General features: G+C 65.2%; 12 protein-coding genes, 1 other RNA gene and 1 pseudogene. 11 read left to right on the top strand and 3 right to left on the bottom strand.

What is annotated here, in order from left to right; translation table 11 throughout:
- Window positions 1–194: pseudogene (locus tag IC50_RS28110) on the top strand (alpha/beta fold hydrolase); the annotation flags it as partial.
- 174 nt (window positions 195–368) lie between these two features.
- Here the strand turns inward: IC50_RS28110 and IC50_RS28105 are convergent.
- A complete protein-coding gene (locus tag IC50_RS28105) occupies window positions 369–1,541 on the bottom strand; it encodes a M14 family metallopeptidase (RefSeq protein ID WP_035712399.1) in 1,173 nt (390 codons plus the stop codon).
- A 321-nt stretch (window positions 1,542–1,862) separates the two neighbouring features.
- An RNA gene (rnpB, locus tag IC50_RS38545) (RNase P RNA component class A) lies at window positions 1,863–2,290 on the bottom strand.
- Between the two features lie 150 nt (window positions 2,291–2,440).
- On the opposite strand from rnpB, the gene IC50_RS28100 reads away from it, so the two are divergent.
- Both IC50_RS28100 and IC50_RS28095 read left to right on the top strand, forming a co-directional pair.
- Window positions 2,441–2,794 carry a YciI family protein gene (locus tag IC50_RS28100; protein ID WP_035712396.1) on the top strand — a complete coding sequence of 118 codons (354 nt, stop codon included), beginning with the start codon at window positions 2,441–2,443 and terminating at the stop codon, window positions 2,792–2,794.
- A 94-nt stretch (window positions 2,795–2,888) separates the two neighbouring features.
- On the top strand, window positions 2,889–4,124 hold the full coding sequence (locus tag IC50_RS28095) for an RNA polymerase sigma factor (RefSeq protein ID WP_035712393.1): 1,236 nt from the start codon (window positions 2,889–2,891) through the stop codon (window positions 4,122–4,124).
- 93 nt (window positions 4,125–4,217) lie between these two features.
- Here the strand turns inward: IC50_RS28095 and IC50_RS28090 are convergent, their stop codons facing one another.
- Window positions 4,218–5,081 carry an N-acetylmuramoyl-L-alanine amidase gene (locus tag IC50_RS28090; protein ID WP_193374161.1) on the bottom strand — a complete coding sequence of 288 codons (864 nt, stop codon included), beginning with the start codon at window positions 5,079–5,081 and terminating at the stop codon, window positions 4,218–4,220.
- A 440-nt stretch (window positions 5,082–5,521) separates the two neighbouring features.
- On the opposite strand from IC50_RS28090, the gene rsmH reads away from it, so the two are divergent.
- From rsmH to ftsW, 8 genes are all read left to right on the top strand, one after another.
- Complete coding sequence (gene rsmH / locus IC50_RS28085; RefSeq protein ID WP_035712404.1) at window positions 5,522–6,511, top strand: 16S rRNA (cytosine(1402)-N(4))-methyltransferase RsmH; 990 nt, start codon at window positions 5,522–5,524, stop codon at window positions 6,509–6,511.
- Between the two features lie 3 nt (window positions 6,512–6,514).
- Complete coding sequence (ftsL, locus tag IC50_RS28080; protein WP_035712391.1) at window positions 6,515–6,907, top strand: cell division protein FtsL; 393 nt, start codon at window positions 6,515–6,517, stop codon at window positions 6,905–6,907.
- On the top strand, window positions 6,904–8,658 hold the full coding sequence (locus IC50_RS28075; protein ID WP_035712388.1) for a peptidoglycan D,D-transpeptidase FtsI family protein: 1,755 nt from the start codon (window positions 6,904–6,906) through the stop codon (window positions 8,656–8,658). The genes ftsL and IC50_RS28075 overlap by 4 nt, the downstream gene beginning before the upstream one ends.
- 84 nt (window positions 8,659–8,742) lie before the next feature.
- Window positions 8,743–10,215, top strand: coding sequence for a UDP-N-acetylmuramoyl-L-alanyl-D-glutamate--2,6-diaminopimelate ligase (locus IC50_RS28070; RefSeq protein ID WP_035712386.1), 1,473 nt, complete (start codon window positions 8,743–8,745; stop codon window positions 10,213–10,215).
- Window positions 10,212–11,594 (top strand): UDP-N-acetylmuramoyl-tripeptide--D-alanyl-D-alanine ligase, encoded by a 1,383-nt coding sequence (locus IC50_RS28065; protein WP_035712384.1) that lies wholly within the window; start codon window positions 10,212–10,214, stop codon window positions 11,592–11,594. The genes IC50_RS28070 and IC50_RS28065 overlap by 4 nt, the downstream gene beginning before the upstream one ends.
- A 179-nt stretch (window positions 11,595–11,773) precedes the next feature.
- Complete coding sequence (gene mraY / locus IC50_RS28060; protein ID WP_035712382.1) at window positions 11,774–12,877, top strand: phospho-N-acetylmuramoyl-pentapeptide-transferase; 1,104 nt, start codon at window positions 11,774–11,776, stop codon at window positions 12,875–12,877.
- Between the two features lie 112 nt (window positions 12,878–12,989).
- The gene (murD, locus tag IC50_RS28055; RefSeq protein ID WP_035712380.1) at window positions 12,990–14,390 is read left to right on the top strand and encodes a UDP-N-acetylmuramoyl-L-alanine--D-glutamate ligase; all 1,401 of its coding nucleotides are present in this window, start codon (window positions 12,990–12,992) and stop codon (window positions 14,388–14,390) included.
- Window positions 14,391–14,616: 226 nt separating this feature from the next.
- Window positions 14,617–15,768 (top strand): putative lipid II flippase FtsW, encoded by a 1,152-nt coding sequence (ftsW, locus tag IC50_RS28050; protein ID WP_035712377.1) that lies wholly within the window; start codon window positions 14,617–14,619, stop codon window positions 15,766–15,768.
- Window positions 15,769–15,815 lie beyond the last annotated feature (47 nt).

Below are 15,815 nucleotides of genomic sequence, written 5' to 3'. Positions count from 1 at the left end.
AACACGGCGAGCCGGCGATGCCTCGCAGCTACATCTATTGCACGCGCGTCCCGCCGGGCGACGTGTTCGGGCAGTTCGCCAAGCGGGCGAAGAGCGAGCATGGCTGGCGCTATGTCGAGCTCGACGCCAGCCATGCGCCGAATGTCACCGCGCCCGAGGCGCTGATCGCGGTGTTGAACGAGATCGCGGCCTAGCTGGAGCCTGTACTCGTAAACCCGCGCTCCATTTCGTATGATGTCCGCTCTGCCTTCGATATCGGCGCGTTGGCGCACCTCACCCTAGGTCAGGGTTGGGCCAATTTGAGACATGGAGCCTCGTGAACGGCCACAGTGAAGATCGCATCAGCAGCCTTGAGGTCGATGCGGCAACTACTCGGGATAGATCGGAACGTCCTCCGGACCCGGTTTGTTGAAAAGGATGAATACCAAGGGATTGCCCGGCTCAGACATTGCATCGCTGCGCTGGCCCGTTATCTCTCCGGCCACGCCGCTGGCATACTCCGCAACGACCTCACCGAAGCTATTGCGCTGGATGGCGACCTTCTGTCCAGCGCTGACCTTGTCGTTGAGTTTGACCAGATGCTCAACGAGACCGCCCGCGGTGGCCAGGATCGGGTACGCGCTGTTGCCGACAAAGACGGTCACGTCCTTGCCTGTACGTCCCATTGGCCCGGCAACGATGCCGTGATGCCTGAGGACATTCATCGTGCCTTCCACGAAAAGCGAAATCATCTCGTGGTCCAGGACGCGCCCAGCGCCGACTTCCGGCGTGAAGGACGGGATGCCCACGTCCATAAACGCGTTGTGCAGGACACCGGGATATACATGATTGTCGAAAATCTGGCCGACAGGATAGAGCTCCAGCATCGCCTTGACCTCGGGCACATCCATGCCGCCAACATTGAATGCGGTGACTTCGAATCCGGTTGTGCCTGTGTGGAAGTCGATCGCGAAGTCGGCGTTCGGCCGCAGCAGCCGGTTGAACAGGAGCCCGGCGTGTCGGCTGGGTGTGGTGGCACCGTTCTCGTTCCCGGGCCACTCCCGATTCATATCAATCAGATCGATGCCTCTGCCCTGGTTGGGCCATCTGCGCTGCATGCTTTCCAGGGCCGGGCGAGACACGTCCGTGACCGCCATCACCGTGCCCGACATCTGCGCCAAGTCGAGTTGGCTCATCACTGTCTGGACCGTATGCACAGAACTCATCTCGTCGCCATGCACGCCACTGGTAAGAACGCCGCGCTTGCCGGGCTTTGCTCCCTTGACGACCGTCACGGACACATACCAGTGCTGTCCGGTTGGCATTTCAACACCCTGAAAATAGAAAAGGTGCTTTTTGCCCGGCTCCAGGTCATTGACGTCGAGCGCGCTGACAATCTTCTTTCCGTCTATCGTGTCTCCGGTAAAAGCGGTTCCTCGCGATACAGTCGCAGCCTGCGTACCCGGGGGAGCAGAGCTGGCTGCGAGCGCAGCTGAGGCACCGATTGCGGTGACCATGAAGCGACGGCGATTAAGGCTGTCCGGTCCCTGGTCGTTAGACATCGCGGAGACCCTTTCTCGTTAGATCCTTACCCCGAGCCGGACGCAGGCTATCACAACATTCATCCAGGAAGTCGGCTCCGTCCACAAGCCGCCGATCACGCTCAGGGTGGGAGACTTCCGCTTTGGGGTGGTAAGCGAACGTCTTTGGGTACACGCCCTGGTTCACGATCGCCATTCCGGGTTCGCCAAGCGAAGCCCGGACTTCATTCCTCTACCAACTCTGCGGACGGATGGATTCCGGGCTCGCGCTGCGCGCGCCGGGGAATGACGGAGCGTCAAAATGGTGAGGGGCCCGATGCGTTGGCATCGAACCCCTCGTCGCATATCAGCCGGCCTGTAAGCCGGGTTCTGTAGGGCACCGTCCGCTTGCGCGAACGATACGTGACGGCCATTCCTCTGGGACCGTGTTTGCACATGGCCTCGAGCAACCTACCCGGACGGCGGGCCTGACATCGCCCCGCGGCGTTATCGCTTGCGCGAACAGCCCGCTTAAGCCGTCCCTATTCGGTTTTGCTCCCGGTGGGGTTTGCCATGCCGGCTCCGTTGCCGGAACCGCGGTGCGCTCTTACCGCACCTTTTCACCCTTACTCCGCGAAGCCCGAAGGCGAGGCGGAGCGGTTCGTTCTCTGTGGCACTTTCCCTGGGGTCACCCCCGCCGGACGTTATCCGGCACCGCATGTCAAGGGAGCCCGGACTTTCCTCCCCGGCGGCCTTTCGGCACCTGCCGGAGCGGCCGTCCAGCCGACTGACTGACAACGCATGTGGCATTTGTGACGGTTTCGTCAAGCCGATATCGCGACGCACGAACCGCCCGAAATAATTTATCCTGAAGATGTCGTTTGGAGCGTGTCCCGTTCGACTGGATGTCGGCGAGTGAGCCGTACAACAGGAGTGAAGCAATGCAATATTTGCTGATGATCTATCAGAACGAGGTCGAATACGCGAAGAACGACGCGGCGACCAGCCAGAAGATGCTGGCCGAATACCAGGCCTTCACCCAATCCATCGTCCAGAGCGGCAACTTCAAGGCCGGCGACCGCCTGCAGCCGACCATGACTGCAACGACCGTCCGTGTGCGCGAGGGAAAGACGCTGACGACCGACGGTCCATTCGCGGAAACGCGCGAGCAGCTCGGCGGTTACTACCTGGTCGAGGCGAAGGATCTCAACGAGGCCATCGCGATCGCGGCGCGGATTCCCAGCGCACGCATCGGCTCGATCGAGGTGCGGCCGATCTGGGTGTATGAGAAGTGAGCACTGTCGTTCCGGGGCGCCCGAAGGGCGAACCCGGAACCTCGAGATTCCGGGTTCGTGCTTCGCACGCCCCGGAATGACCTGCAAAGGATCAATGACCCCCAGCGAGATCGACAAAATCTTCCGCGACGAGGCGGGGCGCGCGCTGGCCACGCTGATCCGTCTCGTCGGCGATTTCGATCTCGCCGAGGACGCGCTTCAGGATGCCTTTGCCGTCGCCCTGGAACGCTGGGCGGCGTGCGAGATCCCCGACAATCCCCGGGCCTGGCTGGTCAATGTCGCCAGGCACAAGGCGATCGACCGCATCCGCCGCCGGGCTGTCTTTCGCGGCAAGCAGCAGGAACTGGTGCATGAGCTGGAACTCAACGCACAGGCCGCCGACGAGCCGCCGGCAACGCTCGACGACGACATGCTCCGGCTGATCTTCACCTGCTGCCATCCGGCGTTCGCGCCCGAGGTGCAGGTCGCGCTGACGCTGCGCACCGTGTGCGGGTTGTCGACGGCGCAGGTGGCACGCGCCTTCCTCGTCAGTGAGGAGGCGATGGCGCAGCGGCTCGTCCGCGCCAAGCAGAAGATCAGGCTTGCCGGCATCCCTTACGAAGTGCCCAAGCGCGAGGCGCTGGTGTCGCGGCTCGACGGCGTCCTCGCCGTCATCTATCTCGTCTTCACCGAGGGCTATGTTGCAACCGAGGGCACGGACCTGATGCTGCCCGATCTCGCCATCGAAGCCATCCGGCTCGGCCGCTTGCTCGATCGACTGATGCCCGATCGCGCCGGCATCAAGGGCCTGCTGGCCCTGATGCTGCTGCACGACGCGCGCCGCGCCGGGCGCGAGACGTCGGCCGGCGACATCGTGCTGCTCGAAGAGCAGGACCGTTCGCTGTGGGATCGCGGGCAGATCGACGAGGGCCTTCGTCTGGTCGACGATGCGCTGCGCGTGCCGGGCCGGCCGCAGCCCTATGCGGTGCAGGCCGCGATCGCCGCGCTGCATGCGCGTGCGCCAAGCTTCGAGGAGACCGACTGGCCGCAGATCGCCGGGCTCTACGGGGTGCTGCTGCGTATCAACCCCTCGCCGGTGATCGAACTCAACCACGCCGCGGCGGTGTCCATGGTCGATGGGCCGGCACGCGCGCTGGATCTCGTCGATGCGATCACCGCGCGCGGCGGGCTTTCCGGCTATGAGCTGTTGCCCGCAGTGCGCGCGGATTTGTTGCGAAGGCTGGGCAGGACGGAGGAGGCGCGCGACGCCTATCGTGCGGCGACGGAAGCAACGCAGCTCGCGCCGTTGCGGAGGCTCTATGCGCGAAGGGTGAGGGAGATGGATATCTAGTGCGGTCATTCCGGGGCGATGCATAGCATCGAGCCCGGAATCTCGAGATTCCGGGTTCGCACTTCGTGCGTCCCGGAATGACGGCTGTCGCCGTCACTTCGATGCCACGGTCGTCCCTTCCGCCGGCAAGCTCGCCAGCAGCGCCTGCAATGTCGACAGCGTCGAATGGTCAGCGACCCCATCCAGCCGCGCCGGGCGGAAATGGCGCTGGAAGGCGGTGACGACTTCCATCGTCGCGGCATCGTATTTGCCGGTGAGCGGCACGCCGTAGCCGTACCTTGCGAGCGCCTGTTGCATGCTCAGCACGGCGTCGCTGATCGTGCCGAGCATCAGGGTCTCGCCGCGCACGATCGGGGCGGGCGTGACCCAGTGACCGACGCCGGAATTCGCCAGCGAATGCCACGGAAACTTTTCGCCGGGGTCCTTCTTGCGGGCGGGCGCGACGTCGGAATGGCCGAGCACCCGGTGGGCCGGCACCTCGCGGCGGAGCATGATGCCGCGGCACAGCGCGATCACGGCGGCGATCTGGCGCAGCGGGAACTCCGGATAGCCCCAATCATGGCCGCGATTGATGATCTCGATGCCGATCGAGCAGGAGTTGATGTCGTCCTCGCCGGCCCAGGACGAGGTGCCCGCGTGCCAGGCGCGCTTGGTCTCGGGCACGCATTGCACGATGCGGCCGTCCTCCAGCACGACATAATGCGCCGAGACTTCGGTGCCGGCCGTGCACAGCCGTGCCAGCGCGCCCTCGACATCGGGCATGCCGGTGTAGTGCAGCACGATCATGTCCGGCTGTCGTCCCTTGTTGCGCTCGCCATAATTGGGCGAAGGGATGATGTCCGAGACGATCGAAGAGTCGGGCTCGAACGTCCGCAGGCTCGCCGCGGTCTTGGGAACCGGGAGAACTCGTTGACGTTTCGAATCAGATCCAGACGGTGTGGACGAACCGGAGGGCATGAGCAGCTCAAACGGACGGAGAGTGGGGCAAGCCCTTCTCTTTACTATTCCTTTACCCTCCACCGTACGCAATCGCGCGGCGCGGTTAACGGATGCATTTTGATGATGTGTGTGGATGACGCATCACCCCCTCGTCACCTTTTCCACTTGTCACGAGCCGAGCAACGCTTTCTTAACGCTAAGGGCCGTTACTGAGGGATGAAGAGCCGACCCGCGTCCGGAGGCGGCCAAAGCGTATTTTGGCTCGAAATCCCATGGCTGCCCGACAAATTCCACTGGGGACACTGGGTTTGTGGCCCGGGACGACCAGGCTCGGTAACCATGCAGGACGAGGGCTTTGTCGTGGAACCGCCGCGACGCGCAATGATTCGAGGCGTTATGGGCTTGTTCCTCCCCGATCTCGCTTGGATGTCAGGCTCGGCGGTCGGCTGGCGTCGCGCATGAGCTCGGCTCCGCATATCCCCGTTCTTGGCCGTGAGGCCATCGCGCATCTCGCCCCGCGCGAGGGTGGCGTCTACGTCGACGCCACTTTTGGTGCCGGCGGCTATAGCCGCGCGATCCTGGACGTGCCGGGAACCCGACTCATCGCCATTGATCGCGACCGCACCGCGATTGCCGGCGGTGCCGAACTGGCCGAAGGCTCCGCAGGCCGGCTGATGCTGGTCGAGGACCGCTTCTCCAACCTTGCCGAGGTCTGCGCGGCGCAAGGCGTCGAGGCGATCGATGGCGTCGTGATGGACGTCGGCGTGTCCTCGATGCAGCTCGACCAGGCCGGCCGCGGCTTCTCCTTCCGTCTCGACGGTCCGCTCGACATGCGGATGGGACAGACAGGCCCGACTGCGGCGGACGTCGTCGCGCGCGCCTCCGAAGGCGATCTCGCCGACATCATCTATCTCTTCGGCGAGGAGCGGCATTCGCGCCGCATCGCCCGCGCCATCGTGGCGGACCGGCAGGAAACCCCGTTCACGACCACGCGCGCGCTCGCCGATCTCGTCGGCAGGGTCGTGCGATCGAAGCCCGGGGAGATTCACCCGGCGACGCGGACGTTCCAGGCGCTGCGCATCTTCGTCAACGAGGAGCTCGAGGAACTGCAGACGGCGCTCGCTGCGGCCGAGCGCGTGCTCAAGCCCGGCGGTCGCCTCGTCGTCGTCTCGTTCCATTCGCTGGAAGACCGCATCGTCAAGAATTTCCTCTCCGAGCGCTCCAAGACGGGCGGCGGTTCGCGGCATCTGCCGGAAGTCGCCCAAGTCGCGCCGAGCTTCCATCTGCTGACGCGGCGACCGGTCGTCGCCGGCGAAGACGAAGTCGGGCGCAATCCGCGCGCGCGCTCCGCGAAGCTGCGTGCCGCCGAGCGCACCTCGGCGCCGGCACATGAGATCGATGAGGCATCGTCCTGGCCAAAACTCTCCGACGTGATGAGGGGCGGCTAGCGCATGCGCATCATCCACCTCCTCGTCATCGGTGCGCTGATCTTCGCGGCGGCCCATGTCTACCGGATCAAGATGGACTCCACCGCGCGCACCGAAAAGGTGCTGCGGCTGCATGCGGAGATCCGCGAACAGCGCGACGCGATCGCGACGCTGCGCGCCGAATGGGCCAAGCTCGATGCGCCCTTGCGCCTGCAAGGACTATCCGACCGGCATCTGCACCTCAAGCCGGTCAACGGCACGCAATATGACTCGCTGAAGAATCTGCCGGAGCGCCCGCCGCGGATGTTCGGGCCGGGTGAGCCCGATCCGATCGGGGCCATGCTCAACGCCATCGAAGCCGCGAGCGAACCCGACGCGGTGACAGGCTCCGTGCCTCAGCCCGAGGACAAGCAATGAGCCCGGCGACGCCTGCAAAACCAACTGCAAGACCAATCGAACCCTGGCGGCAGCGGCTGATCCGCAGCCTGCTCTACGGGCGCAATGTCGATCGCGCCGCAAAGGCGCGCGCACGCGTGGGCCTGGCCATGCTCGCCTTCGCCTCGGTCTATGCCCTGATCGGCGGCCGGCTCGTGATGTTCGCGATCGGCGCCGACGCCCACGGTGCGCGCCGCGCCGCGGCGCAGGAGGTGGTTGCGACCGCGCGGCCCGATATCGTCGACCGCAACGGCGCCATCCTCGCGACCGACGTCAAGGCGGCGAGCTTGTTCGGCGAACCGCGCCGCATCATCGACAAGGACGAGGCGATCGAGCTGCTGACCGCGACCATTCCCGACCTTGACGAGGCCGAGGTGCGCGAGCGCCTGTCGTCGCGCAAGGGCTTCGCCTGGCTCAAGCGCGAGGTCACGCCGGCGCAGCAGCAGGCCATCCACAAGCTCGGCATTCCCGGCATCGGCTTCCTGCGCGAGAACAAGCGCGTCTATCCGACCGGCAACGAGGTCGCCCACCTCATTGGTCTGGTCAACATCGACAACCAGGGTATCGCCGGTCTGGAGAAGTGGCTCGACAATCAAGGGCTCGCCGATCTCCACCGTGCCGGCTTCGCCACCGACCGGCTGCAGAAGCCGATCGAACTCTCGGTCGATCTGCGCGTCGAGCACGCGCTGCGCGACGAGCTCTTGAAGGCCAAGGACAAGTTCCACGCCAAGGCCGCCTCCGGCCTCGTCTCCAATGTCAAGACCGGCGAGATCGTCGCGATGGTCTCGCTTCCGGACTTCGATCCCAACAATCCGAAGGAAGCGCACGACCCCGATCGCATCAACCGCCTGACCACCGGCGTCTACGAGATGGGCTCGACCTTCAAGGCATTCACGCTGGCGATGGCGCTCGATTCCGGCAAGATCAATCTGAACTCGTCGTGGGATGCGCGCGGAAACCTGCATTACGGCAAGTTCACCATCCACGACAGCCATCCGCTCGGGCGCTTCATCAACACCAAGGAAGTGTTCACCTACTCCTCCAACATCGGCGCGGCGCGGATCGCGCTCGGCCAGGGCGTCGAGGCGCACAAGGCGTTCCTCGCCAAGATGGGCCAGCTGACGCGGCTGCGCACCGAGTTGCCGGAGAGCGCGGCGCCGCTGATCCCGCGCCGCTGGGGTGAGCTGAACACGGTCACCATCGCATTCGGCCAGGGCATGTCGGTGGCGCCACTGCAGGCGGTGATGGGCATCAACGCGCTGGTGAACGGCGGCTATCTGATTCCGCCGACATTCATGAAGCGCAGCGAATCCGAAGCCATGGCGATGGCCAAGCGCGTCGTCAAGCCGGAGACCAGCGACAAGATGCGGTTCCTGATGCGGCTCAATGCCGAAATCGGTACCGCCAAGACCGCCGACGTCAAGGGCTACTATGTCGGCGGCAAGACCGGCACGTCCGAAAAGGTCATCAACGGTCGCTATGCCAAGAAACGCGTGCTCAACTCGTTCACCGCGATCATGCCCTGCGACGATCCGAAATATCAGATCCTGATCATGCTGGACGAGCCTCAGGCGATACCTGAAACCAAGGGCTTCATTACCTCGGGCTGGAACGCTGTGCCGACCGGCGGCAAGGTGATCGAGCGGATCGCGCCGCTTCTGGGCGTCGAGCCGCGGTTTGACCTGCCGCCGTCCGAGCGCCTTATTCTTGCAGCATCCAGGACAACCCAGTAATCAACCGGGTGGGCCATCGCCGGTGCCGAGTCGGGATTTTCCAAGGGATTCGGCTTTCCGGCAGGGCATGTCGACTGGAAGACCATGAAGCTGCGCGACCTCCTGGGTCAGGATATTCTGGGCGATGATGCCGCGATCGCGCCCGCTGTTGCTGCGCTCGACGTGAGCGGCCTTGCGCTCGACAGCCGCGTGGTCAAGCCGGGCGACCTGTTCTTTGCGCTCGCGGGCAGCAAGACCGATGGTGTCCGCTTCATCGATGCCGCGATTGCGGCCGGCGCGGTCGCCGTGGTCGGCGACCATGCGCCCGCGGCCTGCCAGGTGCCGTTCATCGCGGTTGCCAATCCGCGCCGCGCGCTGGCGCTGGCTGCGGCAAGATTCTTCCCGGCGCAGCCCGCCACGATCGCCGCGGTGACCGGCACCAGCGGCAAGACCTCGGTCGCGGCGTTCACGCGCCAGATCTGGGAGCGGCTGGGGCATGCCGCCGCCAGCATCGGCACGATCGGCCTCGTGTCGCCTAGGCGCACCGTCTACGGCTCGCTGACGACGCCGGACCCGATTGCGCTGCACCGGCAGATCGACGAGATCGCACGCGAGGGCGTCACGCATCTCGCCTTCGAGGCCTCCTCGCACGGGCTCGACCAGTATCGCCTCGACGGCGTGCGCGTCTCCGCCGCCGGCTTCACCAACCTGTCGCGCGACCACATGGATTATCATCCGACCGTCGCGCATTATCTTGCGGCGAAGCTTCGCCTGTTCCGCGAACTGGTGCCGCCGGGCGGCGCCGCAGTGATCTCGGCCGATCATGATTGCTCGGCGGAAGCAATCGATGCGGCGAAGTCGCGCGGCCTGCGCGTGATGGCGGTGGGCCGCAACGGCGATGGAGCAGGCGAGGGCATCCGCCTCACCGAGGCCGTGGTCGAAGGTTTCTCGCAGAAGCTGACGGTCGAACATCGCGGCAGGCTCCATGCGATCCGGCTGCCGCTGGTCGGCGAATTCCAGATCGAGAACGCGCTGGTGTCGGCGGGCCTTGCGATCGGCACCGGCAGCGACGCCGCCAACGTGTTTGCAGGCCTCGAACATCTCGAAGGCGCCAAGGGCCGGCTCGAGCGCGTCGGCGAGCGCAACGGCGCGCCGATCTTCGTCGATTACGCGCACAAGCCCGATGCGCTCGAGAAGGCGCTCCAGGCGCTGAGGCCTTATGCGCAGCGCAGGCTGGTCATCGTGTTCGGCGCCGGCGGCGATCGCGATGCCGGCAAGCGTCCGATCATGGGCGCGATCGCGGCCGCGAACGCCGACGGCGTCATCATCACCGACGACAATCCGCGCAGCGAGAAGCCGGAAGCCATCCGCGCCGCCATCCTCGCCACCGCGAAGGGCGCCCGCGAAATCGGCGACCGCGCGGCTGCGATCCGCGCGGCGATCGAGGGCTTGGAAGAAGGCGATGCGCTGCTCATCGCCGGGAAGGGCCATGAGACCGGGCAGATCGTCGGTGGAGAGGTTCTGCCCTTCAGTGATCACGAGGCGGTTGCCGCCGCACTAGCATCGAGGGTTGCATGAGCGCGCCAATATGGACGGTCGCCGAGGTCGCGCATGCGCTTGGTGTCGCCGGATCATTCCCGGACACGGGAATCGACTTCGTCACGCAGGACAGCCGCCTGGTGAAGCCGGGCAGCCTGTTCGTCGCGCTCAGCGGCACGCCGAGCGGCGGCTTCATCTCGGCCTTCGCCAGCGCGCGCGACGGCTGGGAGTTCGCGGACAAGGCGGAAGCTTCGGGCGCGGTGGCGATGATCGTGCCGCACGAGATCGCGGGCATCCGCATTCCGCAGATCGTCGTGAAGGACACGCTGATCGACGGTCTCTGGGGCCTTGCACGTGCCGCACGCACGCGCTTTGGCGGACCGGTGATCGGGCTCACCGGAAGCGCGGGCAAGACCAGCACCAAGGAATTTCTCGCCGCCTATCCGAACGCCTATGCGAGCCCGTCCAGCTTCAACAATTTCTGGGGCGTGCCGCTGACGCTGTGCAACGCGAGACCCGACGCCAGTCTCTGGGTCGTCGAGATGGGCATGAACCAGCAAGGCGAGATCGCGCGGCTCAGCGAATTGACCCGGCCGACGGTCGCGCTCGTCGTCAACGTTCAGCCCGTGCATCTGGAAAAGCTCGGCTCGCTCGACGCTATCAGGCGCGAGAAAGTGTCGATCGCGCTCGGCCTGCCCGAGGGCGGGGTGCTGGTGCTGCCCGCTGGAATCAAGGCGCCCGAGTGGAAGGGCAAGGTCGTGCGCTTTGGCGGCGAGCATGCCGAGGTGCACGAGGTCGCGCATGCGCCGCATGGCGAGAGCTGGCAGGTCGTGGCCATGATCGGCAGGAAGGAGATCGCCTTCAGCCTCACTCCTGGCGCGCCGCACCGGGTGCACAATGCGCTGGCAGCGCTCGCCGCCGTTCATGCCGCGCATCTCGACGTTGCGACGCTCGCGATCAAGCTCGACCGCGTCGGCATCATGACCGGCCGCGGCGTCGAGCAGGCGGTCGGCGATGTCACCGTGATCGACGACAGCTTCAACGGCAATCCCGCCAGCGTGGCGGCTGCGCTGCAAAGCCTCCAGGCGCGCAACGTGAGCGACGGACGGCGCATTGCGGTGCTGGGCGACATGCTCGAGTTGGGCGAGGACGCACCTCACTATCACACCGGCCTCGCCAGGCATCTGGAAGGCATCGACGGCGTCTACTGCGTCGGCCCCCTGATGCGCCACCTCTACGACGTGCTGCCATCAGGCAAGGGCCTCGGCTGGCACGATGATCCCGTCACGCTGAAGCCGAGCGAGGTTGCGAGCCTGCTGAAGGCAGGCGATGTCGTGGTTGTCAAGGGCAGCAAAAAGATGTTCTGGATCAACAAGTTTGTGCCGGGCCTGGTGGCCGCCTTGCAGGCGAAAGCGTAAACTGCTTGGAAGGCGCTGTTCCCGAATCCCACCTTTGTGGCGCGAAGCCGTCTATTTTTCCGAAGAGGTCGCGACCCATGACGAAGACCAGCGAATGCGCGTGAGGCACGTTGAGGCCAAGATGAAGGCCAGGAACAAGGCCAAGGCTGCGTGTGCATAGGCGCCATAGGACCGACTGAATGTTTTACTGGCTGATCGACCTCTCCAACACATTTTCGGGCTTCGGTGCCGTTCGCACCTTCCTGAACGTCTTCCGCTACATCACTTTCCGCACCGGCGGCGCGGTCGTCACCGGCGCGCTGTTCGTCTTTCTGTTCGGGCCCTGGATCATCGATCATCTGCGCATCCGCCAGGGCAAGGGCCAGCCGATCCGGACCGACGGTCCGCAATCGCATCTCGCCAAGAAGGGCACGCCCACCATGGGCGGGCTGATGATCCTGTCCGGCCTCACCGTCGGCACGGTGCTGTGGGCCAACCCGCTCAACCCCTACGTCTGGATCGTGCTGGCGGTGACGCTCGGCTTCGGCTTCGTCGGCTTCTATGACGATTACCTCAAGGTGACCAAGCAGACCACGACCGGGTTCGGCAGCAAGCTTCGCCTGTTGATCGAGGCGATCATCGCGCTGGTTGCCTGCTATGCCCTGGTGCGGCTGAACCGCGATCCCGCCTCCACCGCGCTGACGATTCCGTTCCTGAAGGACACCGTGCTGCATTTCGGCTGGTTCTTCGTCATCTTCGGCGCCTTCGTCATCGTCGGCTCCGGCAACGCCGTGAATCTCACCGACGGCCTCGACGGCCTCGCCATCGTGCCGGTGATGATCGCGACCGCGAGCTTTGCGATGATCGCCTATCTCGCCGGCAACGCGGTGTTCGCCGAATATCTCCAGATCAAATATGTCGCGGGTACCGGCGAGCTCGCGGTGCTCTGCGGTGCGCTATTGGGCGCCGGTCTCGGTTTTCTCTGGTTCAATGCGCCACCAGCTTCGATCTTCATGGGCGACACCGGCTCGCTCGCGCTCGGCGGCATGCTCGGCGCCATCGCGGTCGCGGTGAAGCACGAGATCGTGCTCGCCGTGATCGGCGGCCTGTTCGTGCTGGAGGCGGTCTCCGTCATCGTGCAGGTGGTGTCGTTCAAGCTTACGGGCAAGCGCATCTTCCGGATGGCGCCGATCCATCACCATTTCGAGCAGCTCGGCTGGACCGAGCCGCAGATCGTGATCCGGTTCTGGATCATCTCGGTGATGCTGGCGCTGGCCGGCTTGTCGACGCTGAAGCTGCGGTGATGAGGGTGTCTGCCCAGGATCGTCATTCCGGACGACGCGAAGCGGCGATCCGGAATCTCGAGGTTCCGGGTTCTCGCTCTGCGAGCCCCGGAACGACGGAGATGAAATCATCATGATCCCCGTCACGTCCTTTGCCGGCAAGACCGTCGCGGTGTTCGGCCTCGGCGGGTCGGGGCTCGCCTCCTGCCACGCGCTGAAGGCGGGCGGCGCCGAGGTGATCGCCGCCGATGACAATGCCGAGAACGTCGCCAAAGCCGCGCAGGCCGGTTTCATCACCGCCGATCTGCGCAATGTCTCCTGGGCGAATTTCGCCGCACTTGTGCTCGCGCCCGGCGTGCCGCTGACCCATCCGGTGCCGCACTGGAGCGTGCTGAAGGCGCGTGAGGCAGGCTGTGAGGTGATCGGCGACATCGAATTGTTCTGCCGCGAGCGGCGGCGCCACGCGCCGGATGCGCCCTTCATCGCCATCACCGGCACCAACGGCAAATCGACCACCACGGCGTTGATCGCACATCTCACGAAAGTCGCCGGCTACGATACCCAGATGGGCGGCAATATCGGCACCGCGATCCTGTCGCTGGAGCCGCCACGCATGGGGCGCGTCCACGTCATCGAGATGTCGTCCTACCAGATCGACCTCACGCCCTCGCTCGATCCCTCCGTCGGCATCCTGCTCAATGTCAGCGAGGACCATATCGACCGTCACGGCACCATCGAGCATTACGCCGCGGTGAAGGAACGCCTCGTCGCGGGCGTGCAGGCTGGCGGCACCGCGATCGTCGGTGTCGATGACGGTTTCTGCCGCGACATCGCCGACCGGCTCGACCGTTCGGGTAAGAACGTCGTGCGCATCTCGGTCAAGAATCCGCTCGCGAGCGGTATCCATGTCGAGCACGGCAATATCGTGCGCACCTCGGGCGGCGCCCGCAGCGAGATCGCCGCGCTCGGCGGCATCGGCTCGCTGCGCGGTCTGCACAATGCGCAGAACGCGGCCTGCGCCGCCGCCGCCGCGCTCGCGATGGGCATCAGCCTCGATGTGCTGCAGAGCGGCCTGCGCAGCTTTCCCGGCCTTGCGCACCGCATGGAGCAGGTCGGTCGCCGCGGCAACGTTTTGTTCGTCAACGATTCCAAGGGCACCAACGCGGACGCTACCGCGCATGCGCTGTCGTCCTTTGCCGACATCTTCTGGATCGCCGGCGGCAAGCCGAAGGCGGGCGGCATTACCAGTCTGACCGGTTTCTTCCCGCGTATCCGAAAAGCCTATCTGATCGGCGAAGCCGCGCAGGAGTTTTCGGGCACGCTGGGCACGCAAGTCGCGCACGAGATCAGCCAGACGCTGGACGTCGCGGTCGAGCACGCCGCGCGCGATGCGGAAGCATCAGGCCTCACCGACGCCGTCGTGCTGCTGTCGCCCGCCTGCGCCTCCTTCGACCAGTACCGCAACTTCGAGATCCGCGGCACCAGGTTCCGCGAGTTGGTGCAGGCGCTGCCCGGTGTGAAGCCGGTGGTGTAGGGCGCTCTCGTGTCCCGGACGCGCGTAGCGCGAGCCGGGACCCAAGCCGCGACACGATACACTGCCGCAATGGGCCCCGGCTCTGCAGCGCGCCACGCCGCGAAGAAGCGGCGCGCTGCGCTACGTCCGGGGCACGAGACTCTCCACAACTTCATCCATTCCCTTAACCCCCCGGTAACCAACCTCGGCGACCAATGGGCGGACCTCTGTCCGAAAGCGGCCGCCCATGCTCTCCCGTGAAGAACGCACCCCCTTTTCCGAGTGGTGGTGGACCGTCGACAAGCCGCTGATGGGCGCCATCCTGGCCTTGATGCTGACGGGCGTGATCCTGTCGCTGGCGGCGAGCCCGCCGGTCGCGACCCGCATCGGGCTCGATCCGTTCCATTTCTTTAATCGTCACGTGCTGTTCCTGGTGCCGTCCTGCATCGTGCTGCTCGGGGTATCCTTCCTGTCGCCGCGGTCGATCCGCCGCTCGGCCCTGATCATCTTCGCGGCGAGCATCATCCTGATCGTGCTCACGCTCGCGATCGGCCCCGAGGTGAAGGGCTCGCGGCGCTGGATCACGCTGCTCGGCGTCAACATCCAGGCCTCCGAGATCGCGAAGCCGTCCTTCGTCGTCATCGCCGCCTGGTTGTTCGCGGAATCGACCAAGCGGCCCGAGATGCCTGCGACCTCGATGGCGCTGGTGCTGCTCATGATGCTGGTCGCGCTGCTGGTGATGGAGCCGGATTTTGGTCAGACCATGCTGATCCTGATGGTGTGGGGCTCGCTGTTCTTCATCGCGGGCATGCGCATGATCTGGGTGTTCGGCCTCGCGGGCCTCGGTGCGGCCGGCCTGTTCAGCGCCTATCTGTTCGTCCCGCACGTGGCGGGGCGCATCAAGCGCTTCATGAACCCCGCTTCCGGCGACACTTTCCAGGTCGATACCGCCATGGAAGCCTTCTACAACGGCGGATGGTTTGGCCTCGGACCGGGCGAGGGCATCGCCAAGCGCAGCCTGCCGGACAGCCATACCGACTTCGTGTTCGCGGTCGCCGCCGAGGAGTTCGGCATCATCCTGTGCCTTGCGATGCTGGCACTGTTCACCTTCGTCGTGATCCGGACGCTGTCGCGGGCCTATGCCAACGAGGACATGTTCTCGCGCTTTGCCGCCTCGGGTCTTGCGATCCTGTTCGGCGTGCAGGCCGCGATCAACATGTCGGTCAATCTCCAGCTCATCCCCGCCAAGGGCATGACGCTGCCCTTCATCTCCTATGGCGGTTCCTCGATCGTCTCGCTGGCCTATGGCGTCGGCATGATGCTGGCGCTGACTCGGCTGCGCCCGCGCACCGAGGTCGAGGCGAACGGCCACGCCGAGGCGATGCGCAGTTACGCGTAAGTCGTCATTGCGAGGAGCGCAGCGACGAAGATTCCATGGGGTAGTGG

The organism is Bradyrhizobium genomosp. I (2014) (assembly GCF_000261685.1).
GTDB lineage: Bacteria > Pseudomonadota > Alphaproteobacteria > Rhizobiales > Xanthobacteraceae > Bradyrhizobium.
This window is presented reverse-complemented; position numbering and strand designations above follow the sequence as displayed.

Bases quoted from the DNA above. Each gene is read 5' to 3' on its own strand.
- murD (WP_035712380.1), top strand. From the start codon at position 12,990: ATGATCCCCGTCACGTCCTTTGCCGGCAAGACCGTCGCGGTGTTCGGC.
- IC50_RS28100 (WP_035712396.1), top strand. From the start codon at position 2,441: ATGCAATATTTGCTGATGATCTATCAGAACGAGGTCGAATACGCGAAG.
- IC50_RS28095 (WP_035712393.1), top strand. From the start codon at position 2,889: ATGACCCCCAGCGAGATCGACAAAATCTTCCGCGACGAGGCGGGGCGC.
- ftsW (WP_035712377.1), top strand. From the start codon at position 14,617: ATGCTCTCCCGTGAAGAACGCACCCCCTTTTCCGAGTGGTGGTGGACC.
- IC50_RS28105 (WP_035712399.1), bottom strand. From the start codon at position 1,541: ATGTCTAACGACCAGGGACCGGACAGCCTTAATCGCCGTCGCTTCATG.
- IC50_RS28090 (WP_193374161.1), bottom strand. From the start codon at position 5,081: ATGCCCTCCGGTTCGTCCACACCGTCTGGATCTGATTCGAAACGTCAA.
- IC50_RS28070 (WP_035712386.1), top strand. From the start codon at position 8,743: ATGAAGCTGCGCGACCTCCTGGGTCAGGATATTCTGGGCGATGATGCC.
- IC50_RS28075 (WP_035712388.1), top strand. From the start codon at position 6,904: ATGAGCCCGGCGACGCCTGCAAAACCAACTGCAAGACCAATCGAACCC.
- rsmH (WP_035712404.1), top strand. From the start codon at position 5,522: ATGAGCTCGGCTCCGCATATCCCCGTTCTTGGCCGTGAGGCCATCGCG.
- mraY (WP_035712382.1), top strand. From the start codon at position 11,774: ATGTTTTACTGGCTGATCGACCTCTCCAACACATTTTCGGGCTTCGGT.
- IC50_RS28065 (WP_035712384.1), top strand. From the start codon at position 10,212: ATGAGCGCGCCAATATGGACGGTCGCCGAGGTCGCGCATGCGCTTGGT.
- ftsL (WP_035712391.1), top strand. From the start codon at position 6,515: ATGCGCATCATCCACCTCCTCGTCATCGGTGCGCTGATCTTCGCGGCG.